We start from the raw sequence: 25335 nt of genomic DNA on the forward strand, positions 1-25335 counted from the left end.
GGCTCGGCGAAGCCGAGACGGAGTGGGGGAGCGCCATATGCGATTGCCGGCCCCTTGAGGGGGAGATGGCCGGCAGGCCAGAGGGGGGTGCGACCGATCGCCATGTCAGCCTCAACCCTCGACCGGCAGGTCGAACTCGGTGGCCAGCACCTGCAGCGAGTCGCCGATGATGGCGACGATCTCGCCGATCTGCTCGGCGGAGACGATCATCGGCGGGGCGACCATGAAATTGTCGCCGTCGACGCCGCCCTTGACCCGCCTGCCATAGATGATCAGGCCGCGCTCATAGGCGAGATCGAGCAGACGCTGGGTCGCCCTCTTCGCGGGCGGGATCGGGCGAATCGTATCAGGATCGGCGACCATCTCGGCGCCCAGAAGCAGGCCCTTGCCGCGCACGTCGGCGATGAAGGGGAAGCGCTTGGCCAGGCCGTTCAGCTCGCCCAGCAGCAGGTTGCCCATCTCGGCCGCATTGGCGATCAGGTCGAGGCGGTCCATCTCGCCGAGCACGGCAAGACCTGCGGCACAGGCCAGCGGATTGCCGGCATAGGTGTGGCCATGCTGGAAGCCGCCGGAGGCGAGCAGCGGTTCGACCAGCCGCATCGGTGCGGCCAGCGCGCCGAGCGGCGCATAGCCCGAACCCAGCCCCTTGGACAGCGCGACGATATCCGGCTTGCTGTTCCAGTGGTCGCCGCCAAGGAATTTGCCGGTGCGGCCGGCACCGCTCATGACCTCGTCATGGATGAGCAGGATGCCGTAGCGGTCGCAGATCTCGCGGATTCGCGGATAGTAGCTGTCGGGCGCCACCAGGGCGGCGGTCGCCGCGCCGCCGACCGGCTCCATGATGAAAGCGAGCACGCTTTCCGGCCCCTCGGAGAGGATTTTTTCCTCCAGCATGTCGGCGTAACGGATGCCGCGCTGTTCCATCGTAAGATTGTCGCGGTCGCGCCAGGCAGTTGGCGCCGGCACGGTCGGCATCACCTGCATCATCGGCGCGAAGGTTTCGGCCAGCGCATCGTCGCCGGTGATGGCGAGCGAACCTAGCGTTCCACCATGATAGGACGGAAAGCGTGTGATCACCTTCCAGCGCTTTGGCTGGCCGGTGGCAACAGCCCATTGCCGGGCCAGCTTTATGCAGGATTCCGTCGCCTCCGAGCCGCCCGAGACGAAGAAGATCCGGTCCATGCCCTCCGGAAGTTTGGCGGCCAGTTGCCGCGCCAGCTCCTCGGCCGGCTCGTTCTCGAAATGCAGGCGATAGGCAAAGGTGGCACGATCCATCTGCCGCTTCATGGCGTCGAGCACATTGCGGTTGGAATGGCCGATATTGGCGACCATCGGCCCGCTCGACCCGTCGATGAAGCGGCGGCCATCCTGCGTCCAGATATAGATGCCCTCGGCGCGGTCGATCAGAGGCCGGCGCAGGCTGGACAGATAGAATAAATGCGACGGCGACCGGGCCGCGATATCTGGCGCAGAGGTCTGGGACTGGGATTTCGGCATGTCAGGTCTTTCCGAGATAGCGGTCGAGAACATTTTTCGTCACGCGCTCGACCATCGCATCCTGCCTTAGCAGGCCGGCGACCCATTCGCAGCTTCCGGCGTGGAAAACCTCGCCCTTGCCGCGCGCGAAATTGACGATCATGCCGTTGCCGCGCTTGACCTTGTCGAGATTGGCGTCGCTCGCTTCGCCGAACAGCGTTTCTGCCGTGAAGCGGCCGTCCTCGTCGCCGAGGAACTGGTCCTTGAGCGGGATGTCGGCGCTTTCCTCGACTTGGGCAGCCATGCCGACGGCAAGCACCTGAAGCCCGTCGGGCGCGCCGCTTGTGGCTGTCGGATAGGGCAGGCCGCCGCGAATTTCGAAATCGAGCCCGTCGACCTCGTAGCCATAGACATGGCTGTCGGCGCCGAGCAGGTCGCCATAATAGATGCCGGTGCCGGCGAAGGCCCAGTGCTCCGGCCGGTAGACCGGGAAGCCGCGCACGCCGCGCGGCGCGCAGCCGCCCCAGCCGGCATAGACGCCCCTGGTCGCATTGAGCCCGAAGGTTGACGAACCCGGCCGGCCGATCTCCGGGGCTTCCCAGGAATTGGTGGCGCGGGTGACGTCGCCGCCGCGATAGGCCGGGTCTTCGGCGCGGGCGCGGTATTTGTAGCAGACCTGGCGGCGGCCCCCGTCCTCCAGCCTGGTCTGCCACATGAAATTGCCGGCAAAGCGCGCCGCATGGCCACCGCGTGTCACATAGGCGTCGACCGCGTCGCGCATTTCCCAGGTCCAGTATTCGTCATGGCCGACGAAGACGACGCAGTCGTAGCCATCGAGGATCTCGGGGACAAAATGCAATTCATGCTGGCTGGCGAGATCCACGGCATAGCCTGAGCGCTCGGCGAAGCGGAAGAAATGGCTGTCATAGCTCGCCCAGCCGGAGGAGGCATATTTCTTCGAATGTCCGGTGGCGAAGGCCCATTCCATATGCGGATAGCGCGGCACGGTCTTGGGCGGCACCGCGACCTCCAGCGGCACGCGCGGCGCGCCCTTGGGCAGCACGACGAAGCCGCGACACCATGGCCGCTGCGTCGACACCGTGCGCGCATACTGGTCGCGATTCGCGCCGGTGATGCCCTCATAATGGTTGGAACCGCCCCAGCTGTTGTAGGCGAGCCATGTGCCTGTCGCCGCGACCTGGAGCACACGGCCGGGTTTTTGGCCGGGCTGCGGGGAGACGATGAAAAGGTGATGGCAGCGGATTGGTTGACCATCGCCGCCACCGGCTTCAAGCGTGACGCGATAGGCGCCGGACGGCCAGTCGTCGCCGATGCGGAATTCGAATGATGCTTCCCAGCCGCAGCCCTCGACAGAGCACTGGTCCGGCGTGTCCTGCCAGCGTGCCGCGATGCCGGCTTTCTCGTACACCTTGGTCTCACTGCCGCCGTCACGAATAATGGTGATGCCAAAGATTGGGGCCGTCGAGCTGACATGCAGCGCCACCGTCTCTCCCGCGCGGTATGAGAAGCGGTCTGTGTAACACCAGATCTCGCCGCGCTCGCCATCCATCCCCGGCCACTCCCAGTAGTGGCTGCGCACCGCTTGCCGGCGCTGCTCAGGCGTCAGTCCGAAATCGGGAAATTCGGTCGGCAGATGGGTCATGAACACCGCAAAATGACAGGCCGCCATTTCGGCCATCCACCGGCCGGGCGTCAATTGGAAACGATCGGGCCAGCATTTCGTCGGTGGCGCCCTTGGCCGATTTCGTCAAACCGACTATCTCAGGGAGGAGCGGCAATGTTGCCGCGGGAGTCGTCATGCTGCGAGTGCAAAAGGTCAAGGTCGACGACATCTACGTGCCGACCGCGCGCAAGAAGACGCTGCATCCCGAGACCGTCCGGCATCTGGCCGAGGACATTCTGGAAAACGGCATGAAGACGCCGATCCAGGTCCGCCATGACGGCAAGCGCCATATCCTTGTTGAGGGCCTGCACCGCCTGGAAGCGGCGAAGTGGCTCGGCGAGACCGAGATCGACGCCTACCTCGTTCAGGCCAAGCGCCACTGAGGCGACCGGCCGTCCGCCCGCAACCGCCTGTCCCTAACATGGAGCGGTCGGCAGTCTATGACGCCTTGGCGCGGCGCGGCTCTCTCAGATGTTTGATCCCTGCCATCTCGACGAAATTCGTCGCTGAGTCCCAGAGATAGTCGCCATAGAGAAAAGGCTCGAAGGGTTCGGCGCCGGCAAGCGGCAGCGGCGCGATCTCGGCGTCGACGCGTGGCTCGTAGAAGAAGGGGATCGAATAGCGCGCCGTTTTCGGCGCAATCACCCGGTGCCTGGTCGCCCTGACGCGGCCACCCGTCCAGCGCTCCAGCAACTGCCCGAAATTGACCGCCAGAGTGCCGTTGGCCGGCGGCACGTCGATCCATTCGCCCGCCAGGTTTTTCGCCTGCAATCCCTCGACGCCGTCCTGCGCCAGCAGCGTGACGAAACCGGAATCGGCATGTTCGCGTCCGATGATGCTGCGCGTCTCGCCCTTGTGGACCACAGAAAACTCCGGCCCGCTGGTATCGATGCCGGCATTGGTATCGCGCAAGGGATAGCGGATCAGCCGCAACGTCGAGATGCCGCCGTGGAAGTCGGCGTCGAAGATCGTTTCCGGTAGGCCGAGCCCGCGCGCAATCGAGCGCATCAGCGCGTTGCCCGCTGCTTCCATAGCCCGGTAGTAGCTCGCGGCCGCCTCGCGCCAGCCGGGCAATGTTTCCTCGGCGGGCAGGGGCGTCGGCTCGCGCAAGGGATCGTCCGATTGAGAATCGCCGTCAGCCTGCCCCTGCGCAAGGTCCGGGCCCATGTCGATGCCTTCCTTGTAGGACACGGCGGTGGGCTGCAGCGGGAACCAGCCGCGATAGACATTCTTTTTCGTCCGGTCGAAATTCCAGCGCAGCAATTTCTGCTTCTCGGCATCGGGCAGGGTGAAGATACGCAGTAGCTCCGCTCGCTTGTCGGGCGTCAGCCATGCATCGCCGGGAAAATCCTCGATCGCCATGAAACCGATGCCCGAGGCGGCGGCCAGAATCCCAGCGTCGGTGCGATCGCGGGCGGGCGAAGGCGGTCCGAACAGATCCGCAATCCCGATGGTTTCGATGTCCATGGCGTCTCTCCCAATCTGCCGCTCGTCAAGCAGGCGCAATGGCCGGCGTCCTGTCAATCCCGTGTTGTTGGGCCAAACGGATCGCGCTGCATCACTGCGATAGATGGAGCCATCAGGGCTTTTCAATTGACCCGCCCATTCCCGCCGCTACCTTGCCGCCAGTTTCCCCAGCAACGGATCCGGGCGATGGCGGGATATCAGGGCGGATGCCTGTGCGGCGCGGTGCGTTATCGCGCCGAGGCTGCGCCGATCAACGAGCGCGTCTGCCACTGCGGGCTTTGCCAGAAGGCGATCGGCGCGGCGTTCAACGCGCGCGTGCTGTTCCGCATCGATGACGTGACGGTCGACGGGCCGGTGGCGACGGTGAATTCCTCGCCAGATCTCAAGCGAGGCTTCTGCGCGGCCTGCGGCACGACGATGTTTTCCCGGCGCGATAGCGCCGGCATCATTGGCATCACCACAGGCTCGCTCGATGATCCTTCCGTCTTCAAGCCAGAGATGCATATTTGGACCGCCTCGAAGCAGCCCTGGGTGCGGCTAGATGACGGCCTGCCGCAATATGAAGGGGCGCCTCCGCCCGCTTGATCGTCTCCCTCACTGCACAAAAAATTAATCCAGAACCACGAGATAGCCGGCAAAGCGTCATTGGCGGGCCATCATTGCCTGCCTATCTATCGCCTGCGGGCCGGCAGTCGAGGAGGCGATCGATGGACGACAGAATCAACACGCTGGACGAACTCTTGAGCGATCCGATGGTCCAGCTCGTGATGGAGCGTGACCGTGTGCGACCGGAACAGGTACGCATATTGCTCGAACGCGTCCGTGACCGGGTGGCCGGGGAACCGCCTGCCGCCGAGCCGCTTGTGCCGCCGGCACATATGGTGGCCAGGACCTGCCAGAAGCTGTGGTTGTGCCGGTGAGGCTTTCGTCATTTCAGCTCTCCGCGATGTCGCTTCGCCCCTGCTCCGCCCGGCAGGGCAAAAAAACGTCGTAAAAATTTGATTCAATCTTTGTTGGTAATTTCTCGTTAGTACTCTGGACTGGTTTGTCCGGCGGCGTGTGCTTGCCTTCGGTCTGTTGTGTTTTGCGTACAGGTCCAGATGCGGTTACCAGGCGTCGTCATTTTTTCGCTCGCATCGCTTTGGCTCGCCGGCTGTTCGTCGACGGCGGGCGTCGACGCCTTGCAAATGCCGTCGAACGAGACGACAAGCTCGGTGGTGCGGCCAAGCGCGCCGGTCGCCCCCGTGCCGGCTGTTGCAGTGCCGACCGCCGGCCTCGCGCCGATGAAATCCGAAGTCCCCTCGAAATCCGGAGCCCTTGCCGAGAGCGATCGGCCCTTTGGCCTGGCGGAGGAAGAAACCGTGGCGTTCGCGACGCCCGAATTGCCGGACAGCGTTGATCCACCGGTCGAGCCGGCTGCCCTGATGTCGCCGCCGAAACGCCTGTCGCGCGCCGCGCCCGCCATGCTGGCCTCGCCGGTCACCCGCTATGGTTTCCGCGATGCCAAGCCGATCAATTTCGGCAGATCCTCGCCCAGGCACCTTGCCGTCCACGGCGTCGACGTCTCGCGCTGGCAGGGCAACGTCAACTGGGACAAGCTGCGCGCCCAGGGCGCCAACTTCGCCTATATCAAGGCGACCGATGGCGGCGACCATCTCGATCCGATGTTCAAAACCAACTGGCGCAATGCCGATGCCGCCGGCCTGAAGCGCGGCGCCTATCATTTCTTCTATTGGTGCCGCACCGCCGGCGAACAGGCCGACTGGTTCATCCGCAATGTGCCGAAGGTCGAGGGTGCCTTGCCGCCGGTGATCGACGTCGAGTGGAACGGCGACTCCTCCTGCAAGCGGCGGCCGTCGCGCGCAATGGTGCTGGAGAAGATGCAGGTGTTCATGGACAAGCTCGAACGCCACTACGGCCTGCGGCCCATCATCTACACCGCGCCCGACTTCTACCGCGACAATCTGCGCGGCGCCTTCCCTGATTACCCATTCTGGCTGCGCGCCGTGGCGCAGCACCCGTCAAAGGTCTATCCCGGCCGCAAATGGTTGTTCTGGCAATATTCCGGCTCCGGCCTGTCGCACGGCGTGAGAGGCCGCATCGACCTCAACGTCTTCCGTGGCGATGAGAGGGCCTGGCGGGCATGGGCGGGTGGCAGCCGGCAGATGGTGGCCGACGCGGATTGAGCGTTAGTGGCGCCAGTGGCGGCAGCAAAAGCCGCCATTTGAAGGCCGGCATGACGTGAATATCGACAGACCTGACACCTGTCGCGGAATTGTCATGGAACCGTCATCGCTATGAAATGTCGCTCCCCCAAAGCAGGTGGCTTCAATTCAAAGAGGAGACGCCACCCGTGCCCCGCCATTCCGCGCTTTTCGCCCTGACGGCAGCGCTTGCTGCCTCCGTTTCGCCGCCGGCCCATGCCGACATGATGTTCAACCGGGTCGCGAGCTTCGCAGTCGCCGGAAACCTGCCGGCGGACATCGAGAAGACCACGCCGACCTCGTCCGAGATCATCGCGGCCAGCGAAGACGGCATGACGCTGGTCTATTCCGACAGCCCGCTCGGCGCGGTCGGCTTCATCGACATCGCCGATCCCAAGGCGCCCAAGGCGGGCGGCATCGTCAAGATCGACGGCGAGCCGACCTCGGTCGTGGTCATCGGCGGCAAGGTTTTGGCCGGTGTCAACACGTCGGAGAGCAAGGCCAAGCCTTCGGGCAACCTCACCGTCATCGACCTCGCCTCCAAGGCGATCGAAAGCACCTGCGACCTCGGCGGCCAGCCGGACTCGCTGGCGCTGAGCAAGGACGGCAAGTTCCTGGCCATCGCCATAGAGAACGAGCGCGACGAGGAGGTGAACGACGGAGAAATGCCGCAGATGCCGGCGGGCGATCTCAAGATTTTCACGCTTGCAAAAGGCCAGCCCGATTGCGCGACGATGAAGACCGTCAACCTGGCGGGCATCGCCGAAGTCGCGGCGGAAGATCCGGAGCCGGAATTCGTCGCCTTCAACGAGGCCGGCGAGATCGCGGTCACGCTGCAGGAAAACAATCACATCGCCATCGTCAACGCCGAAACCGGCGCGATCGTCACGCACTTCTCCGCCGGCTCCGTCACGCTGGACAAGATCGACACAAAGAAGAACGGCGCCTTCTCCTTCGACGGCAAAATGGAAAACGTCGCGCGCGAACCTGATTCCGTGAAATGGCTCGACAATGACCGTCTCGCCGTCGCCAACGAAGGCGACTACAAGGGCGGCTCGCGCGGCTTCACGATCTTCAGCAAGAAAGGCGAGGTTCTCTACGAATCCGGCCCGTCCTTCGAGTATCAGGTCGCCAATGCCGGCCACTATCCTGAAGCCCGCAACAAGAAGGGCATCGAGGCTGAAGGTATCGAGACCGGCATCTTCGGGCAAGACAAGCTGATTTTCGTCGCTTCGGAGCGTGGCTCCGCCGTCGGCGTCTACAAGGACACGGGCGCGGAGCCTCAGTTTGTCCAGATCCTGCCATCCGGCATCGGCCCGGAAGGCCTGGTCGCGATCCCGTCGCGCAATCTCCTGGTCACCGCCAACGAGACCGACCTGGTCAAGGACGGGCTCGCCCGCTCGCACGTCATGATCTACGAACGCTCCGAGGGCCCCGCCACATACCCGATGATCATGGCAAAGCTCACGGCGGAAGGCACGCCGCTCGGCTGGGGCGCGCTTTCGGCGCTCACGGCCGGCGACACAGCCGGCAAGCTCTTCACGGTTTCGGACTCATTCTACGCCAACGCGCCCTCGATCTTCGAGATCGATGCCACGCAGACCCCGGCGCTGATCACCGGCAAGACCATCGTCAAGCGTGACGGCCAGCCCGCCCAGAAGCTCGACATCGAAGGCATTGTCGCCGACGGTGAAGGCGGCTTTTGGCTCGCCAATGAAGGCGATCCGGCAAAGCTCGTGCCGCACGCCATCCTGCGCGTCAACGACAAGGGCGAGATCAAGCAGGAAATCGGCTTGCCGATGGAATTGCTCGCCCACCAGACCCGCTTCGGCCTCGAAGGCATCACCACCATCGGCGAGGGCGACGACCTGACGCTGGTGATGGCCGTGCAGCGCGAATGGGCCGACGATCCGAAGGGTCAGGTCAAGCTCTTGGCCTACAAGCCGAAGGCCAAGGAATGGTCGGCGGTGCGCTATCCGCTCGAAGCGACCGAATCCGGCTGGGTAGGCCTGTCGGAGATCACCGCGCATGACGGCAAGCTCTACATCCTCGAACGCGACAATCTGATCGGCGACCAGGCCAAGGTGAAGCGCGTCTACTCGGTGCCGCTCGACGGTTTCAAACCGGCCAAGCTTGGTGGCGAGCTGCCGGTGGTCCAAAAGACGCTGGTGCGCGACATCATCGGCGACCTGAAATCAGCCACCAACGGCTACGTCGTCGACAAGATCGAAGGCTTCACCCTCGACAAGAACGGCGACATCTTCGTCGCCACCGACAATGACGGCGTCGACGATTCCTCCGGCGAAACGCTGTTTTTACGCTTGGGCAACATCAGCGCCGTGAATTGAGGCCGTTCTTCCCTTCTCCCCCTTGTGGGAGAAGCGCGCAGCGCCGAGACGGAAGAGGGGTGTTGGACGGAGTGCTGTCGGCGCCAGGCTGGAACACCCCTCATCCGACCGAGCTTCGCTCGGCCACCTTCTCCCACAAGGGGGAGAAGGGAGCGCGCGCTTTTATTCCGCCAGGCTGACACCTTTGGGCCCATCCAGCCCATCGGCACGCAAGCCTTCGATATGAAAGCATATTGCGTCGCGAATTTCGGTTTCCACTTCAGGGACCGTCGCACCGGTCGCATATTTCTTGTGCTGAGAGCGGATTCACATCGGTGCTAGTTTCTCAGCTACACCCGCTCGTAGCCCCACAAGTATCGCACTTCTCACACGTCCCGTTCCGCACCATGGTAAAATTCTGGCACTCGGAGCAAGAGTTGCCGGTGTAGCCTTGGAGCAGGGATTTGGCGCGGCGGTCGGCGGCGAGTTTCTTTGCCTCGGCCGCTTCGTTCGCCGCCGCGTCGGTGAATAGCGCCGACGTGGCGTCCGCGGCATCGGACGCCGCACCCACCGCCTCCTCGAAGGCGATGTCCTCGATCAGCTCCCTTGCCCGCTCTTCATAGTCGCGCTTGAAAGCGGTGGCTTCGTCACTGGCCGGCTTCAGCGCCAGCACGTTGGAGCCGGAGAACGCCGTCGGCGCCGAACGGGCGCCTGCGGGAGCCGAACCGGCAAAGCCCTTCGGATCGTTGGCGCGCGACACCAGCTTCACCGGCGAGCCGCGGGTCAGGCCCTTGGAGACGGCGTCGGTCTTGCCTTCGCTGATGCCGCGTCCGAGTGCCGTGTTGGAGAAGTCCGACTGGTCGACATGGGCGAGGTCGTTACGGCCGAGATAGGAGATGGCGAGCTCGCGGAACACGTAGTCGAGGATCGACGTCGCGCTCTTGATGGCGTCGTTGCCCTGCACCATGCCGGCCGGCTCGAATTTGGTGAAGGTGAAGGCGTGCACATATTCGTCGAGCGGCACGCCATATTGCAGGCCGAGCGAGATGGCGATGGCGAAGTTGTTGAGAAGGCCGCGCAAGGTCGCGCCCTCCTTGTTCATGTCGATAAAGATCTCGCCGAGACGGCCATCGTCATATTCGCCGGTGCGCAGGAAGATGGTGTTGCCGCCGATCTTGGCCTTCTGCGTGTAGCCCTTGCGGCGGCCGGGCAGCTTTTCCTGCTCGCGCGAGACGCGCTCGATGATGCGCTCGACGATCCGTTCGGTGATCTGCGCCGCGCGCGCCGCGGCCGGTGCTGCGATCAACTGCTCGACCGCGTCGTCCTCGTCCTCCTCGCCATCGGCGAGCAGCGAGGCATTGAGCGGCTGCGACAGCTTCGAGCCGTCGCGATAGAGCGCGTTGGCCTTCAGCGCCAGCTTCCACGACAGCATGTAGGCGCCCTTGGCGTCTTCCACCGTCGCGTCGTTGGGCATGTTGATGGTCTTGGAGATGGCGCCGGAGATGAAGGGCTGCGCCGCCGCCATCATCATGATGTGGCTGTTGATCGACAGTGAGCGCTTGCCGATCTTGCCGCACGGGCTGGCGCAGTCGAACACCGCGAGATGCTCGGCCTTGAGGAAGGGCGCACCTTCCAGCGTCATGGCGCCGCAGACATGGATGTTGGCGGCCTCGATGTCCTTCCTGGAGAAGCCAAGCGCCGGCAGGATCTCGAACGAGAAATCGTTGAGTTGCTCGTCGGTGAAGCCAAAATTCTCCTTCACCCAGTCGGCGCCCAGCGTCCACTGGTTGAAGACGAACTTGATGTCGAAGGCCGACTTCAAGGCGGCGTTGAGCGCGGCGATCTTGTCGTCGGTGAAGCCCTTCGCCTTGAGAGAACCTGGGTTGATGCCGGGCGCCTGGTTGAGATTGCCGTGGCCGACCGCATAGGCCTCGATCTCGGCGATCTGGTTTTCGGAATAGCCCAGCGTGCGCAGGGCTTCCGGCACGGCACGGTTGATGATCTTGAAATAGCCGCCGCCGGCCAGCTTCTTGAACTTCACCAGCGCGAAGTCGGGCTCGATGCCGGTGGTGTCGCAATCCATGACCAGGCCGATCGTGCCGGTCGGCGCGATCACGGTTGCCTGCGCATTGCGGTAGCCATGCTCCTCGCCAAGCTCGATGGCGCGGTCCCAGGCTGCCTTGGCATGGTCGGCAAGGGCCTGCTGCTTGAGGTCGGAAGCGACCAGCGGCACCGGGTTGACGGCCAGCTTCTCGTAGCCGTCCTTGTCGCCATAGGCAGCACGACGATGGTTGCGCATGACGCGCAGCATGTTCTGGGCGTTGCGGTCATAGTCGGGGAAGGCGCCAAGCTCGGCAGCCATCTCGGCCGAAGTGGCATAGGCCGTACCCGTCATGATTGCGGTGAGCGCGGCGCAGATGGCGCGGCCCTCGTCCGAGTCATAAGGAATGCCCGAGGTCATCAGCAGGCCGCCAATATTGGCGTAGCCGAGGCCGAGCGTGCGGTATTCGTAGGAAAGCTTGGCGATCTCCTTCGACGGGAACTGCGCCATCATGACAGAGATTTCCAGCACCATGGTCCACAGCCGCACCGTGTGTTCATAGGCGGCGATATCGATGGTGCCGTCGGCATTGCGGTAGGGCAGCAGATTGATCGAGGCGAGGTTGCAGGCCGTGTCGTCGAGGAACATGTATTCCGAGCACGGGTTGGAGGCCCGGATCGCACCCGCCGAAGCGCAGGTGTGCCAGTCGTTCATCGTCGTGTTGAAATGCAGGCCGGGGTCGGCGGAAGCCCAGGCGGCATAGCCGATCTTTTCCCAGAGATCCCTGGCCTTCAGCGTCTTCAGCACCTTGCCGTCCTTGCGGGCGGTGAGGTGCCAGTCGGCGTCAGTCTCGACGGCGCGCAGGAAATTGTCCTTCAGCGACACCGAATTGTTGGAATTCTGGCCGGAAACGGTGAGATAGGCATCGGAATCCCAGTCGGTGTCGTAGGTCTTGAACGACATCGAGGTGTAGCCCTGCTTGGCGAACTGGATGACCCGGTAGATGTAATTCTCCGGCACCGCATCCTTCTTGGCCAGCTTGATCTCGCGCTTCAGCGCGGTGTTGATCGCCGGATCGAAGCAGTCGTCGTCATGGCCTTCGCAGTTGATGCAGGCCTTCATGATCGCTTCGAGATGCTTCTTGACGATCTTGGAGCCGGTGACCAGCGAGGCGACCTTCTGCTCCTCATTGACCTTCCAGTCGATGAACTCCTCGATATCGGGGTGGTCGGCGTCGACAATGACCATTTTCGCCGCGCGGCGCGTCGTGCCGCCCGATTTGATGGCGCCCGCCGCGCGGTCGCCGATCTTCAGGAAGCTCATCAGGCCGGACGAACGGCCGCCGCCGGACAGTTTTTCGCCTTCGCCGCGCAGGAACGAGAAGTTGGAGCCGGTGCCGGAGCCGTATTTGAACAGGCGCGCCTCGCGCACCCACAGGTCCATGATGCCGCCTTCGTTGACGAGATCGTCCTGCACGCCCTGGATGAAGCAGGCATGCGGCTGCGGATGCTCGTAGGAAGACTTCGACTTGGTCAGCTTGCCGGTGAACGGGTCGACATAGAAGTGGCCCTGGCTGGGGCCGTCGATGCCATAGGCCCAGTGCAGGCCGGTGTTGAACCATTGCGGCGAGTTCGGCGCGACGCGCTGGGTGGCCAGCATATAGGCAAGCTCGTCGCGGAAGGCGCGCGCGTCTTCCTCCGACTTGAAGTAGCCGCCTTTCCAGCCCCAATAGGTCCAGGTGCCGGCAAGTCGGTCGAAGACCTGGCGGGCGTCGATCTCGGAACCATAGCGCTCGGCCTCGGGCAGCTTGGCCATTTCCGCCTCGTCGGCGACGGAGCGCCACAGGAAGGAGGGAACGTCGTTCTCCTCGACCTTTTTCAGGCGAGCGGGTACGCCGGCCTTGCGGAAATACTTCTGCGCCAGGATGTCGGCGGCGACCTGGCTGAACTGGGCCGGCACATCGATATTGTCGAGACGGAACACCACCGAGCCATCCGGATTCTTGATCTCCGAAAGCGCCTTTCGGAATTCGATCTCCGCGTAAGCCGCCCCCTCTTGACCAGCTTGACCCTGCTTGGTGAAACGACGCTCGATGCGCATTGGCCCTATTCCTTTTGTCTATATATAGCGCTTTTCCCCGGGGATTTCTGCCCCCAATGCGAAACGCGCATGTCCGCCGTCTGCCGGCGTTCGAAAACGGCCGGCTCCTTCTTCACAGCCTCCGCCGCCCTGCTGGTCAAACTCCTTGCGAAGTATCTGATCCAACGCGCCGGCGAACCCTGTGGGTCCCTCAAAACTGAAACTTTTTTCGACTCCCTCAATCGAGGGGAAGTCCACACTATCTAGCGTCGAACCTACCTGCAAACACTAAATATAGTGTTAACAGACAATTTATTCCAGTCCGACATTTCTCCCTTTCGTCTCCCCAAGCCCCACCGACCCCAACGCTTCCGCCAGCCTCGTAAACGGGCGGAAATGCGGGCAAAACGCACAAAATCCGGGAAAAAGACCGGGCTCAGAACTTTCCGGTCGCGCTCTCAACAGGAACGCATGGCCTATAAAAGGCGACTCGTTTTGCGCCGTCAAGGATTCGTTTGCGTAGCTTTTGTGACCCCAACATCTTGTGTGTCGCACATGTGGATAACGGGGATAGAAAGGGCCACCGAGGATTGTGATTTGCCCTTGTAAAGGCGCTGCGGCTTCGGCCTGCGAAACGCTGTCCCGCTTAGGAGAATCTGCGCGGGTTGGCGCAGAAATCAGCGATTATCTCGCAAAGGTCCGGCTCGTTGACCATGTGCACGGCCTCGGCGGAGGTGACCCATTTGCGGGTGCGCGCGCGTTTTTCCTTCCACCGGTCGGCGATCTTGTCGACCTGCAGCGGGAATACCAGGACTTCGCAAGGCACTTCCTCGCCGGAGGCCAGTGCCTTGGCATAGAAGTAGCGGCCGGCCTCGATGTGGGAGATTGTGCCGCGCAACCCGGCCTCTTCACCGGCCTCGCGTGCCGCGGCCTCGCAAAGCGGCTCCTTGGCTTCGGGCCAGCCCTTGGGCAGCACCCAGCGACCGGTGTCGCGGCTGGTGATCAGCATGATCTCGATGCCGTGTCCGGTATCGCGCCAAGGCAGCGCTGCTACCTGCAGGCGGCACGGCGCCGTGCCAAAAAGCCGCCGGACCCGTGTAGCCAGGTGGTTATGCGTCGCTGGTCTCGTCAACATAAGAGAAGCTTGCCCCGGCCTCCAGAATCATTCGTCGCCTTACGAATTCTACAATCAATATAGGCAACAAGAGTAAAAAACTTCACATGAATTGGCTAAAATACGACAATAAGCACAAATTCATCCAACAATGCCCGCGTTGCGCCATCTCGCGAAGTAAGCGCTCCCTTTTCCGGCCGATTGGAATGAACAGCTTTGCGTAAATCAGCCGGCGTGGTCGTCGGCGATCGGCTTCTGGTAGGTGAAGCCCATGTCCCAGGGAAAATAGATCCAGGTATCCTGGCTGACTTCGGTGACAAAGGTGTCGACCAGCGGCCTGCCTTTCGGCTTGGCGTAGACGGTGGCGAAATGCGCCTTGGGCATCATGGCGCGCACAATGCCCGCCGTCTTGCCGGTGTCGGTGAGGTCGTCGATGATCAGCACGCCTGCGCCGTCATCGGCGAGCAGCGCCGGCGTGACCTCCTTCAGCACCTGCAACTGCCCTTGGCTGGTGTAGTCGTGATAGGAGGCGACGCAGACCGTCTCGATGACCCGGATGCCGAGTTCGCGCGAGATGATGGCGGCCGGAACCAGGCCGCCGCGCGTGATGCAGACGATCGCTTTCCATTGGCCTTTGTTGGCGCCGGCGAGCCGCCAGGCGAGCGCGCGGGCGTCGCGGTGGAACTGATCCCAGGAGACAGGAAAGGCCTTTTCGGGAAGGGACATTTTTTCGCGCACTCCGCAGCGCGCGAAATCGCGCGCAGACACTTGAGGGAATGCGCGCGGCATTAACTGGAAAGCCTTGGCCTTGGCAAGGGCGGCGGCAAGCCTGCCTGTGGACTTATCGCGACAGGAAGGCGGCCACCTGCACCGTGCGCAGCACTGTGCGCGTGACGCCGCCGAACAGAAGCTGGCGCAGCCAGGAGTGGCTGTAGGCGCCGAGCACGAGCAGGTCGGCGCCGGTTTCGGCAATCCTGGTCTGGATGACGTCATCGACCGAGGTGCCGCCCGACTGCAGCACCGAGACGCTGACGGTGGCGCCGTGCCTGGACAGGGCAGCGGCGATTTCGGCGCCGGCCGCTTCCGGGTTTTCGTCAAGCGTGTCCGGCGGATCGATGACCACGATATCCGTCTTCTCGGCTTCGATGATGAAGGGCAAGGCGTCGAAGGCGGCGCGTGCGGCTTCCTTGCTGCCGTTCCAGGCCAGAAGCACATGCTTGAAGCTGGTGACGAGCGGGCCTGAATGCGGTACGACCAGCACCGGCCGTCCGGCGTCGTAGACCAGCGTATCGACATCGGCGCTCGCATCGCCGCCCGACTCGCGTTGCGCGGCAACGACCAGATCGGCGGTCCGCACGCTGGAAATCCCGGTCAACGCACTGTCGCCTGAAAAACTTTCGAGACTGCGCCATTCGAACGACAGACCCGAATCCTCGATGCGCTTGAGAAACAGCGCCTGCAGCTTGTCGGCGCGCTCCCGGTTCATGTCGGCAGAAACCTGCAGGAACTCCGTGTCCGGAAAGCCGGTGGCCGATGTGTAGGGGACGGGAAGCGCTTCGGCATGAATGCCGATGAGATGGCTCTGGAACTTGGCTGAGAGCGGAATGGCGCAGTCGAGCACGCGTTCCGCGTCCTGCTCGTTCTGCAGTATTGCAACGATGGTCTTGAATCGCATGGTAATCCCTCATTTACGGCGATTGGAACTGGCCTGCGGGAAACGTTATAGCACCATGCTTGGTTCCGATCTGGATCAATACTTGTCGCGCAAAAGTGCGCAGCGGTTTTGCGACAACGACATGCATGAAAACAAGAACTTAAAGCGCGTCGCATGGTTCCGCTCAAACGCGACGCGCTGGATCAACTGGCTGTGCTGGCAAAGCCTGCGACCATCGCCTCGACATCGGCGCGGGCGGCGTCCAATGCCTCCTGGCTGCGGGCGCGAACGACCAACTCCGTCCAGAACTTGCCATCGCCATACTTCGGATAGGAGCCGATGATCGTATCCGGATGGGCTTTCTGGATGTCGGCCAGCGGTCCGCCGATCAGGCCTTCGCCGAACGGACAATGCACTGTGGCCGACAGCATTTTCGTGCCGGCCTTCAGCGTCGGCACGACATTGTCGAGCATGGCCTGGAAAATCGCCGGCACGCCGGCCATGACATGGACGTTGCCGATGCGGAAGCCCGGCGCCGCGGATACCGGATTGTCGATATGATCGGCGCCCCGCGGCATGCGCGCCATGCGCTTGCGCGCCTCGGTGTATTCGATGCCGCGCGCGGCATAGCTCGCTTCCAGCATGGCACAGGCTTTGGCGTCGTATTCGCATGGCACGCCGAAGGCCTTGGCAATCGAATCCGCCGTGATGTCGTCATGCGTCGGCCCGATGCCGCCGGTCGTGAAGACATAGGTGTAGCGGACACGCACGGCATTCACCGCGGCGACGATCTCATCTTCCTCGTCGGGTACGATGCGTACTTCCTTCAGGTCGATGCCGATCGCCGTCATGATGTCGGCGAGGTGGCCGATATTCCTGTCCTTGGTGCGGCCGGACAGAATCTCGTCGCCGATGACGAGCATGGCGGCGGTGACGATTTCAGGCATGAGAGGCTCCGGCAGGCGGGTTGTCTTGGGCAGGGTAGCCTGGGGCAGACAGGGTCGCCTGAGATAGCGCGGCCTGCGGCCGGCGGCAATGCCACCAAACGACCGATCTAGCACGTATTGTCCGCTGCCAAGGCATCCGTGGCGCCTTCACGCATCGGTCACAAAAAGGTGTCGAAACCGGCGCGTCTTCACGATTTTTTCATCGAACCCGAAACCTGCCAATGGGGTTTTCCTTCGTCGAACCAAAGTCGACGATATCTGGAATCTCCCGATATCTGAACTCCATGGGAGTAATCTTTATGCTTACGAAAATTCTCGCAGCCTCGGTCCTCACGATTGGCCTGCCACATCGGCAATGGCGCAATCGTCGGGCGCCCACCACATCCGCCACCGCCCGGTCTCCAGCAATGAACAGACCGTTGATCCGAACACCACCGGCAGCATCAATGGCGACACTTCAGGACTCAACAGCCGCGGCAATCCTGGGCCGGTCGGGCCCTGCGCTTCGAATACGGCAGGACCCGACGCCAATGCCGACCTGAAAGTCAACGATCAATACTGCGCAAGTAATCAGGCTGCATTATGAGCCGGCCGGCAGGGTGCCCGCACCGTGCATCCGGGCGGCCGGGGAAATTCCCCACGGTTGGCAAAAGCTCGACCGAGAGTCGGCTACTCCTTGACTGCGCCGGTCATCGAGGAAACGTAGTGCTCGACAAAGAACGAATAAAGCACAACGACCGGCAGCGACCCGATCAGCGCCCCCGCCATAAGCGCGCCCCATTCGTAGACGTCGGAGCGGACAAGCTCCGTGAGCACCCCGACCGGTACGGTCTTTTTTTCCGACGACTGGATGAACGTCAGGGCATAGATGAACTCGTTCCATGACAGGGTGAATGCGAATATACCGGCGGAAATCAGGCCGGGTACCGACAGCGGCAGCACGATCTTGCTGAGTATCTGCCACCGGCTTGCCCCGTCGATCAGCGCGCATTCTTCCAGCTCGAACGGGATGGAACGGAAGTAGCCCATCAAGAGCCACGTGCAGAACGGGACTAGGAAGGGAACGCCATATTCTCGGCAACCGTCATGTGCGGATAGAGCGCGTAGTTCTGGAAGACCATGGCGACGTCGCGTTCCTTTGGCGCAACGTTGTTGACGACGCGCTCGCCAATCGCGATCTCGCCGCGCGAGATCTTTTCCAGGCCGGCGATCATCCTGAGAAGGGTTGATTTTCCGCAACCCGACGGCCCGACCAGCGTGACGAATTCGCCATCGTCAATATCCACACTGACGCCGTGGAGAACCTCGACTGTTCCAAACGATTTATAGACATCGCCAATCGCGACAGACGCCATCGATCTCCTCCCGATTGGTCCTCACGACATCGTCGAAGGAAACCTTCCCCCGTCTGGCTCGCGATAACTCCCCAGCTCCCCCCTGGTCACGCGGCAAAACGGTGGCACTACCAAACTGGCCTGTAAAGTGGCCGCGCGGCAAGCCTTTTTCTTCGTCTTCACTGATCGTGGACGACGCCGGCGATCATGGACGACACCGGCCTAATCGGAAACTTCCGTTTGCGGCCGGTCACGGCCGTCAGCCAGTTCGTCGTGCCATTTGCCGTCTGCGTCCTCGTATTGGATACCGTCGGTGGTGCCGGCGACCTGCTGCTCGGCCGAGGCGATCTCGGCGGCGCGCAGCGCGTCCTGATGGTTGGGGAACGTCTCGGAGAATGTCGAGCCGACCTTGTAGGCCCAGCCCCCATCATGCTCGACGATCTTGTAAGTCAGCTTGGCCATGAAGTCCTCCGGTTGAAAAGCCTCATCTGCTCAATGCAGCCTGCCGTCGGGCAATCTCTCGTCGGGAACCAGTACGTCCGATTCCTTCGCCGCTTCGATCAGTGCCCGACGCGCGTCTGCGGTCGAACGATAACCTTCCAGCACTTTGAGGCAAGTGTCGAGGGCATCACGATGCCGAGGGCCGCGATTGAGCGGCCAGGTCGTCATCAGACACTCGGCCGCTTCCCGGGTGCTGCTGATCTCGCGATATTTGCCGACATGACCAAGTTCGACCACGACAGGCTTTTCAAACGGCTTGTTGTCCACCATCGCCGCCAACGCTGTGCGGCCGATTTGGTTGCAACGCCCGCGGCGTAAAGGTCTCAAGGGCTGCGGTTCAGGGCAATCGCTTGAGGTCTGCGCTGCCCCTCATCACCCTGAGGGGCGGCGCAGACGTTGACGATTGGCCGGTCGAGCGCTGGCTTTTGCTGAAACGATTGCCCTGGGCCACGGTCATCGGAAACGCATCCCTCAGCCCGCTGCCTTCATCCAGTGCTGCATCGTCGTCACCGAGCGGGCAAGCTGCGGCGCCGGGTGGATTTTCTCGCCGAAGGTCGCCGCGGCGCGCCACGCCCAGCGCGGATCGGCGAGGAAGGCACGGGCCAGCGCCACCATGTCGGCGCGGCCGTCGGCGACGATCGCCTCGGCCTGCCTGGGATCGTCTATCAGGCCGACGGCTCGCGTCGGGATGCCGGCGCCCTTGCGCACCGCTTCCGCCAGATGCACCTGGTAGCCCGGACCTGTCGGCAGCTTCTGCAAGGGTGAATTGCCGCCGCTCGAGCAGCAGAGATAAGCCACACCCGCCGCCTTCAGCGCTCTGGCCACCTCGATCGCGTCCTCGACGTCGAAACCGCCATCGACCCATTCCTTGACCGACAGGCGGGCGCCGAGCATCAGCTTCGGGACGGCCTTTCTCACCGCCTTGGCAATCTCGACGGCAAAGCGCATGCGGTTTTCCAGCGAGCCGCCCCAGCGGTCGGTGCGCTGGTTGGAAAGCGGCGACAGGAACTGGAAGATCAGATAGCCATGCGCGGCGTGCAGTTCGATGAAGTCGAAGCCGGCGCGTTCGGCGCGCCTGGCCGCCTCGGCGAAGCGTTCGATGATTTGCAGGATCTCGTCGTCTTCCAGCGCCCGCGGCACTTGCCAGCCCGTGTCGTAGGCAATTGCCGAGGCAGACACGATCGGCCACGGGTCCTGATCCGGCTTCAGCGGTCCGCCGCCTTCCCACGGTTTCTGGTTGGAAGCCTTGCGGCCGGCATGGGCAAGCTGGGTGCCGAATTTCGTGCCGGGGGCGGCGACGCGCCTGGCGGCATCCAGCGTGCGCCGGGCGGCAGCCTCGTTGTCGTCGGAATAAAGACCAAGGCAGCCATGCGAGATGCGGCCGCGCCGCTCGACATCGGTCATCTCGACCGTGACCATGCCGGCGCCGGACATGGCCAGGTTCATCCAGTGATGCAGGTGCCAGTCAGTGGCCGAACCGTCATCAGCGGAATATTGGCACATCGGCGCCACCGCTATGCGGTTCGGGAAGGTAAGGCCATCAAGCGTGATCGGCTGGAAAAGAGATGTGGTCATCAAAATGAGCTCCGGGAGGTTGAGGCTATTTAGGCAATGGATTGCGCCTGCGCCAGACACGAGGTGGTGAAACGTGCTCTGGACCAATCGCTGTCAGGCCGATCGCTATCAGGCCAATCGCTGTCAGGATTGCGCAAAAACCGGTTCGAGGCTAACGCAGGACCGAAAATCCGCCGCAGCATCCTTTGAGCGTCCGAAAGGACGCGCGGCGCCGTAGTCCTCGCGCCGGCAGCAGGAGTCCATTCATGGAAGATCGCATTCGCATCCGTTCGGAGGAAATTCTCTCCGACGACTGGGCGGTCCTGAAAAAGACCATCCTCGACTATCGCCGGCGCGACGGGCAGTGGGAGACGCAGATCCGCCAAACCTACGATCGTGGCGACGGCGCGGTGATCCTGCCATATGACCCGGAGCGTTCGACGGTGCTTCTGGTGCGGCAGTTCCGCTACCCGGCCTATGTCACCGGCCACCGCGAGCCATTGATCGAGGCTTGCGCCGGACTGCTCGATGAAAACGATCCGGAAACCTGTATTCGCAAGGAGGCCGAGGAGGAGCTCGGCTACCGGATGCAGGACGTGGAACGGCTGTTTGCACCCTACATGAGCCCCGGCAGCGTGACCGAACGGCTTTGGTTCTTCATCGCGCGCTATTCGCCCGCCGACCGCATCTCGGCCGGTGGCGGAGCGCCGGACGAAGGCGAGGACATCGAAGTGCTGGAGATGCCGCTCGACGAAGCTCTGGCCGGCATCGCCGCTGGCCGCATCGTCGATGCCAAGACGATCATCCTGATCCAGCACCTGAAGCTGAACCCGATCAGGGCTTGATCCATGCATGGGCCTGGACACCGCAAGGGAGCGCGCCAGCAGCCGGGCCGGCTGAAACGCGTTGGCGCGAAGGCGTTTCTCCTGGTCTTGAATGTTGCGCTGCTGGTCCGTTACCGGCGCCTGACCCAGCGCTTCTTCGAAAGGATGCGGCATCTGCCGAACTTCGCTGCCCCGACGACCTTCACGGAGAAGATACATTGGCGCAAGATTTTCGATGACGACCCGCGTTTTGCGGTCGTGCTCGACAAGCTGAAAGCCAAGGAACTCGTCAGGAATCGGCTTCCCTGGCTGGATGTCCCGGTGGTGCTGTGGCAAGGCGACAATCCGCGCGACATTCCCTTCAGCGGATTGAAAGTCCCCTACATCGTCAAATGCAATCACGGCTGCGCCATGAATGCCGTCGTTGTGGATCCCGCTCAGGCCGACAGCGGCGCAATTATTGCCGACATGAGCCGGCATCTCGGCGAGACCTATGGCGACCGCAAGCTGGAACGCGGCTACGCACACATCAGGCGCAAGGTCTTCGTCGAGGCGCTGATCGGCAAGGACCAGGCCTATCAGCCCATCGACTACAAGTTCAATGTGGTCGCCGGCCGCGTTGCTCTTGTCGTGGTCACCGCCTTCCGCTCGAGTATCCGCAAAACGGCGCTTTTTGATCGCGACTGGCGGCGGCTGGCGGTTGCCCAGGGCGGCATCGACGCGACGCTGGAAATTGCCAGGCCGGAAAGCTTTTCGCGCATGGTCGAGGCGGCCGAAGCGCTGGGTGGCGAATTCGACATGATACGGGTCGATTTCTACGAAGACGCAGGCGAGCCAGTTTTTGGAGAATTCACGATCTATCCCCGCAGCGGCCTGCAGCAGTTCGATCCGCCGGCCTTTGATCGTGAGCTGGGCGCGCGCTGGGACATTGCCGCGTCTCGCTATCTGAGCCGTCCGCCGGGCCAGTTTGCACGCTGGCACAGGGCAGCACTTGCCGCTGCCGGCCACATCTGACCGCGAACGACGGCCGGTGTCGTTGGTGCGGACGACGGAAATCGAACCGTCAGAGGGACTGATTTCAGGTCCGTTGAGACCCCTGCGCATTGCTGATAGGCTGACGTCGCGGCAGCAGGGGAAAAGAAAAAAGAAAAAGGGGAAAGTCCATGATCAACCGCAGTTCGTCCGCCCGCGCAGTCGCCGTTTGCGGCATGCTCGCGCTCTCGTCTGTGGCCGGCAACGGCTTCGTCGGCGCGGCGGAAGCAAAGACAGTCGTGATCCAGAGGACCACCATTTATATCAACACTCTGCCCAAGGGATGCGAGAAGACCACCTACAGCGGCGGGATCGTCGTCTGGAAATGCGGTACGAAATATTACCAGCCCTACAACAACCGTTACGTGCTCGTTTACATCAAGTAAGCGCGCTGGCTCTGGGGAGAGGCCTTGCAGCGACAAACGCCAGTCTTTGCCATAGAGAAACGACGTCCGTTTATCGCAAGGCATGCACCGAAACCTGCCCTTCTCGATCATCGCGGCTCGGTCGAATAACGATTTCGATGTCGCGGTTCAGCCGCGTAAGAAAACCCATGAGCCGTTCGACGGAGAAGCCGTCGAGGCGATAATTTACCAGAGCTGACACTTTGGATTGCGGGATGCCGAGCAGCTTCGCTGTCGCCACTTGGCGCAGTTTGCGCGCTTTGACGATCTCGTTGAGGGCGAGAGCGAGGCGCGTCTTGGTTTGCCGGTCGACAGCATCGGGTAGCCCCAGATCAGCGAAGACATTACCCGTGCCGTGTTCTATATCGATCGTCATATCCGTCTCCTGCCGCTCGTCCGGCCTCATGGGTTTGTCTCGTAGTCTCCCCGAGCCCGCTTCAACCGCTCACCGATGAGGTCAACATCGGTCGTGGCGGTCCGCTTGCCGGACGGGCTTTTCTTCTGGAAGGCATGGAGCACATACACCACACCCTCGAAGCGCACGGTGTACACCGCCCGGTAGGTGTCGCCGTCGTGGCTTTCCACCACCTCGAACACCCCGGCACCTTCGCCCTTCCATGGCTTGGCGTGCGGGTGCTTGCTGCCCAGCTGAGCCAGCCCGAGCGCGTACCCCCATGTCGCTTTTCACCGGATCTGGAAAAGCGAGGAAGTCGCGCTTGGACGACCCCACCCAGTGCAGCGGCTTTTCGCCGTAAGGATATGGGGCCGGACTCATCAGAGGGATATACCTTTTTGGGTATAATTTGCAAGCGCCAAGTGGTGCTGCTCGCCTTATCGGACCCAAAGCGACCGTGATCAAGACGTCAAGCTGCGGCCTCCCTAAACTCAGCTACAAGTTCTGAATATCCGAGGGTTTAGCCAGTACGGCGGATTTTGGGTTCGAATGCGACCTGGCGCTGTAGCAGGTGACTCCATACTGGTGCGGACGACGGGAATCGAACCCGTACGATCAGAGATCGAGGGATTTTAAGTCCCTTGCGTCTACCAATTCCGCCACGTCCGCAGGCCTTTCGTTTCAACTACTTAGGCGATTTCGTCAATTGCTGTCGTGCAAGCCCGGAAAAGTGTTGTGCAAAAAAGCCCCGTCTTTCATGGGCCGGTGGCCTCTCGGCTGGCCCTTGCCCTTCCGTGCGCGCTACCAGGAATTGGTTCAAGAGAAGGCCTCTTTCACCTGTTCGGCTGATGTGTCGGGGCCTGGAGGAGGCGTATATTTGAGGCCGGTCCCTACCGATCCTAACAGGCCTAGCTCGCTGGCTGTCCCCCGCTGGCGCGCTTTTTAAGTGCTGTAAATCGGGCAGGGGGCTAAATCTGCCCGCGCCTCTTCTGGAGGCGCGGGCTTTTTGTGTTGTGGATATCTTGTTGCATGACGATTGACTCTCGCCCCGCGCCGAAAAGAATGAGGGCTCCAATCGGGTAAGTCTCATGCATTCCACCTTCGATCTCTCCACGTCGTTCGCCAGCGCCGAAGTCAACAGCTTCGTCGTCCTGGCGCCGTCTGGTAAGGAGTTCCGCTCCCAAGCCGCCTTGCGCGCGGTCGAGACGTTCCTGAAGGGATGCTTCCCGAAGGTCGATTTCTACGCCAATGGTGACGGTTTGCCCTTCGAAGGCGACTATAAGGTCCTGCCGATCTGCGGCGTCGCGGACGAAGATCACGACACGCTGAACATGCTCGTCCTTCCCGACCGTGTTTTGATGAGTGGCATAGCCGCGGCGTTGAAGGGTTTCCGTCCCGGCCACGCGCCGACACTACACTAGCTTGTGGTCCCTGCGATCAAGAGGCATCGCGAGGGGAATGATCAGAACTTGTAGTTCAAGTTCACGCCCACCGTATGCAGCTTGACGTCCTGGTCGCGGTTGAGAAAATCGTCCGGGGCATCGTAATGCTCCTTGCCGAAATCGTAGTAACGGTACTGGGCGCCGACGACGAACTTGTCGGTCAGGGCAAAGTCGACGCCGGCGCCGATCGTCCAGCCGGCAGTCGTTTCCGTCTTAGCAAAAGCCGTGCCGGCGTTTTGTGACGTTTCGATGCCGGCAAAGGCGACGCCGCCAATGCCGTACACCAGCACGCGGTCCATGGCGTAGCCGGCCTTGGCGTTGACGGATCCGAACCACTTGATGTCGGTGCCGAATGAACTTCCCGGCTCTGCCTCGCCGCTGCCGTCGATTGCGGAATAGTTGAGCTCGGCCAAAGCGCCGATCACCGCCTGATCGAATTGCCAGAGGCCGGCGACATGGCCGACGATGAAGCCGCCGTCGAGGTCCGGCGCGGCAGAAAATGGCTCGCCTTCCGTTCCCCTTATGTCGGAGCTGCCCCAGCCATATCCGGCCTGCAGACCCGCATAATAGCCCGTCCAGTCGAAGCCGGGTGCGGTCATCGGTACGTCGGTCATCGGTTCGGCGGCGACGGCCGGTCCGGCCAGAGTGATCAGAAACCCGGCACTTGCGAGCGTTAGGCGACGCATCGAACTCCCCGAACGTCGATCCAGAACAATCCTTCAATTGAACGTAGCGTGATTTGCCGCAAAACGGAATCGGATTTCCGCGGGAGCGGATACCGGCGCCTTGTTCGCGCCTGAAAAAAAGGCTGGCGGAGAGCCAGGGGAATCGCATTTGGAATTTTTCGGCCGCCGTGG

24 protein-coding genes, 1 tRNA gene and 2 pseudogenes are annotated in these 25335 nt (G+C 62.4%); 10 read left to right on the forward strand and 17 right to left on the reverse strand.

Features of this window, described 5'->3' with window-relative positions; translation table 11 throughout:
- Positions 1-111: 111 nt before the first annotated feature.
- Together MESS2_RS16510 and MESS2_RS16515 are read right to left on the reverse strand one after the other, a co-directional pair.
- Positions 112-1497 carry an aminotransferase family protein gene (locus MESS2_RS16510; RefSeq protein WP_008875524.1) on the reverse strand — a complete coding sequence of 462 codons (1386 nt, stop codon included), beginning with the start codon at positions 1495-1497 and terminating at the stop codon, positions 112-114.
- Between the two features lies 1 nt (position 1498).
- Positions 1499-3139, reverse strand: a complete 1641-nt coding sequence (locus MESS2_RS16515) for a N,N-dimethylformamidase beta subunit family domain-containing protein (RefSeq protein WP_040593301.1) — start codon at positions 3137-3139, stop codon at positions 1499-1501.
- A 155-nt stretch (positions 3140-3294) separates the two neighbouring features.
- Between MESS2_RS16515 and MESS2_RS16520 the strand changes: the two genes are divergently transcribed.
- Positions 3295-3543, forward strand: a complete 249-nt coding sequence (locus MESS2_RS16520; RefSeq protein WP_008875526.1) for a ParB N-terminal domain-containing protein — start codon at positions 3295-3297, stop codon at positions 3541-3543.
- 55 nt (positions 3544-3598) lie between these two features.
- On the opposite strand, the gene MESS2_RS16525 is transcribed toward MESS2_RS16520, so the two are convergent.
- Positions 3599-4627, reverse strand: coding sequence for an isopenicillin N synthase family dioxygenase (locus MESS2_RS16525; RefSeq protein WP_008875527.1), 1029 nt, complete (start codon positions 4625-4627; stop codon positions 3599-3601).
- A 186-nt stretch (positions 4628-4813) separates the two neighbouring features.
- On the opposite strand from MESS2_RS16525, the gene MESS2_RS16530 reads away from it, so the two are divergent.
- From MESS2_RS16530 to MESS2_RS16545, 4 genes are all read left to right on the forward strand, one after another.
- Positions 4814-5212, forward strand: a complete 399-nt coding sequence (locus MESS2_RS16530; RefSeq protein WP_008875528.1) for a GFA family protein — start codon at positions 4814-4816, stop codon at positions 5210-5212.
- Positions 5213-5334: 122 nt separating this feature from the next.
- Positions 5335-5547 carry a hypothetical protein gene (locus tag MESS2_RS16535; RefSeq protein ID WP_008875529.1) on the forward strand — a complete coding sequence of 71 codons (213 nt, stop codon included), beginning with the start codon at positions 5335-5337 and terminating at the stop codon, positions 5545-5547.
- Between the two features lie 180 nt (positions 5548-5727).
- Positions 5728-6813, forward strand: coding sequence for a glycoside hydrolase family 25 protein (locus MESS2_RS16540; protein WP_008875530.1), 1086 nt, complete (start codon positions 5728-5730; stop codon positions 6811-6813).
- 167 nt (positions 6814-6980) lie between these two features.
- A complete protein-coding gene (locus tag MESS2_RS16545) occupies positions 6981-9179 on the forward strand; it encodes an esterase-like activity of phytase family protein (protein ID WP_008875531.1) in 2199 nt (732 codons plus the stop codon).
- Positions 9180-9504: 325 nt separating this feature from the next.
- Here MESS2_RS16545 and MESS2_RS16550 read toward each other — a convergent pair whose 3' ends face one another.
- The 5 genes from MESS2_RS16550 to MESS2_RS16570 all read right to left on the reverse strand — a co-directional run bounded on the left by MESS2_RS16550 (position 9505) and on the right by MESS2_RS16570 (position 16993).
- Positions 9505-13299, reverse strand: coding sequence for a vitamin B12-dependent ribonucleotide reductase (locus MESS2_RS16550; protein WP_008875533.1), 3795 nt, complete (start codon positions 13297-13299; stop codon positions 9505-9507).
- Positions 13300-13924: 625 nt separating this feature from the next.
- Positions 13925-14413: an NUDIX hydrolase gene (locus MESS2_RS16555; RefSeq protein WP_008875535.1), complete on the reverse strand. Its 489-nt coding sequence runs from the start codon at positions 14411-14413 to the stop codon at positions 13925-13927.
- Between the two features lie 204 nt (positions 14414-14617).
- The gene (gene gpt / locus MESS2_RS16560) at positions 14618-15118 is read right to left on the reverse strand and encodes a xanthine phosphoribosyltransferase (RefSeq protein WP_008875536.1); all 501 of its coding nucleotides are present in this window, start codon (positions 15116-15118) and stop codon (positions 14618-14620) included.
- Positions 15119-15233: 115 nt separating this feature from the next.
- Positions 15234-16067: a universal stress protein gene (locus MESS2_RS16565; RefSeq protein ID WP_008875537.1), complete on the reverse strand. Its 834-nt coding sequence runs from the start codon at positions 16065-16067 to the stop codon at positions 15234-15236.
- A gap of 182 nt (positions 16068-16249) precedes the next feature.
- Entirely contained in the window at positions 16250-16993 is a 744-nt protein-coding gene (locus MESS2_RS16570) for a competence/damage-inducible protein A (protein ID WP_008875538.1), read from the reverse strand.
- A gap of 355 nt (positions 16994-17348) precedes the next feature.
- Here MESS2_RS16570 and MESS2_RS16575 point away from each other — a divergent pair, with 355 nt between their 5' ends.
- Entirely contained in the window at positions 17349-17579 is a 231-nt protein-coding gene (locus MESS2_RS16575) for a hypothetical protein (RefSeq protein ID WP_244440011.1), read from the forward strand.
- Positions 17580-17662: 83 nt separating this feature from the next.
- Here MESS2_RS16575 and MESS2_RS16580 read toward each other — a convergent pair.
- The 5 genes and pseudogenes from MESS2_RS16580 to MESS2_RS16595 form a co-directional block, all read right to left on the reverse strand.
- Positions 17663-18052 (reverse strand): annotated as a pseudogene (locus MESS2_RS16580) (carbohydrate ABC transporter permease); the annotation flags it as partial.
- 2 nt (positions 18053-18054) lie between these two features.
- Positions 18055-18348: pseudogene (locus MESS2_RS31160) on the reverse strand (ATP-binding cassette domain-containing protein); the annotation flags it as partial.
- Positions 18349-18549: 201 nt separating this feature from the next.
- A complete protein-coding gene (locus MESS2_RS16585; RefSeq protein ID WP_006333070.1) occupies positions 18550-18789 on the reverse strand; it encodes a DUF2188 domain-containing protein in 240 nt (79 codons plus the stop codon).
- 30 nt (positions 18790-18819) lie between these two features.
- On the reverse strand, positions 18820-19098 hold the full coding sequence (locus MESS2_RS16590; RefSeq protein ID WP_008875542.1) for a DUF982 domain-containing protein: 279 nt from the start codon (positions 19096-19098) through the stop codon (positions 18820-18822).
- Positions 19099-19299: 201 nt separating this feature from the next.
- A complete protein-coding gene (locus tag MESS2_RS16595; RefSeq protein ID WP_008875543.1) occupies positions 19300-20403 on the reverse strand; it encodes an NADH:flavin oxidoreductase/NADH oxidase in 1104 nt (367 codons plus the stop codon).
- Positions 20404-20648: 245 nt separating this feature from the next.
- On the opposite strand from MESS2_RS16595, the gene MESS2_RS16600 reads away from it, so the two are divergent.
- The 3 genes from MESS2_RS16600 (at position 20649) to MESS2_RS16610 (ending at position 22624) form a co-directional block, all read left to right on the forward strand.
- A complete protein-coding gene (locus MESS2_RS16600) occupies positions 20649-21227 on the forward strand; it encodes an NUDIX domain-containing protein (protein WP_008875544.1) in 579 nt (192 codons plus the stop codon).
- A 3-nt stretch (positions 21228-21230) separates the two neighbouring features.
- Positions 21231-22220, forward strand: coding sequence for an ATP-grasp fold amidoligase family protein (locus MESS2_RS16605; protein WP_008875545.1), 990 nt, complete (start codon positions 21231-21233; stop codon positions 22218-22220).
- Positions 22221-22369: 149 nt separating this feature from the next.
- Positions 22370-22624 carry a hypothetical protein gene (locus MESS2_RS16610; RefSeq protein ID WP_008875546.1) on the forward strand — a complete coding sequence of 85 codons (255 nt, stop codon included), beginning with the start codon at positions 22370-22372 and terminating at the stop codon, positions 22622-22624.
- A gap of 70 nt (positions 22625-22694) precedes the next feature.
- On the opposite strand, the gene MESS2_RS16615 is transcribed toward MESS2_RS16610, so the two are convergent.
- The 3 genes from MESS2_RS16615 to MESS2_RS16625 form a co-directional block, all read right to left on the reverse strand.
- A complete protein-coding gene (locus tag MESS2_RS16615; RefSeq protein WP_040593305.1) occupies positions 22695-23018 on the reverse strand; it encodes a helix-turn-helix domain-containing protein in 324 nt (107 codons plus the stop codon).
- A 26-nt stretch (positions 23019-23044) separates the two neighbouring features.
- Positions 23045-23299, reverse strand: a complete 255-nt coding sequence (locus tag MESS2_RS16620; protein WP_341872363.1) for a type II toxin-antitoxin system RelE/ParE family toxin — start codon at positions 23297-23299, stop codon at positions 23045-23047.
- A gap of 320 nt (positions 23300-23619) precedes the next feature.
- A tRNA-Leu gene (locus tag MESS2_RS16625) sits at positions 23620-23705 on the reverse strand.
- Between the two features lie 419 nt (positions 23706-24124).
- Here MESS2_RS16625 and MESS2_RS16630 point away from each other — a divergent pair.
- A complete protein-coding gene (locus tag MESS2_RS16630) occupies positions 24125-24457 on the forward strand; it encodes a hypothetical protein (protein ID WP_008875549.1) in 333 nt (110 codons plus the stop codon).
- A gap of 41 nt (positions 24458-24498) precedes the next feature.
- On the opposite strand, the gene MESS2_RS16635 is transcribed toward MESS2_RS16630, so the two are convergent.
- The gene (locus MESS2_RS16635) at positions 24499-25164 is read right to left on the reverse strand and encodes an outer membrane protein (RefSeq protein ID WP_008875550.1); all 666 of its coding nucleotides are present in this window, start codon (positions 25162-25164) and stop codon (positions 24499-24501) included.
- Between the last annotated feature and the right edge of the window lie 171 nt (positions 25165-25335).

The organism is Mesorhizobium metallidurans STM 2683, from assembly GCF_000350085.1.
GTDB classification, from domain to species: Bacteria; Pseudomonadota; Alphaproteobacteria; order Rhizobiales; family Rhizobiaceae; genus Mesorhizobium; species Mesorhizobium metallidurans.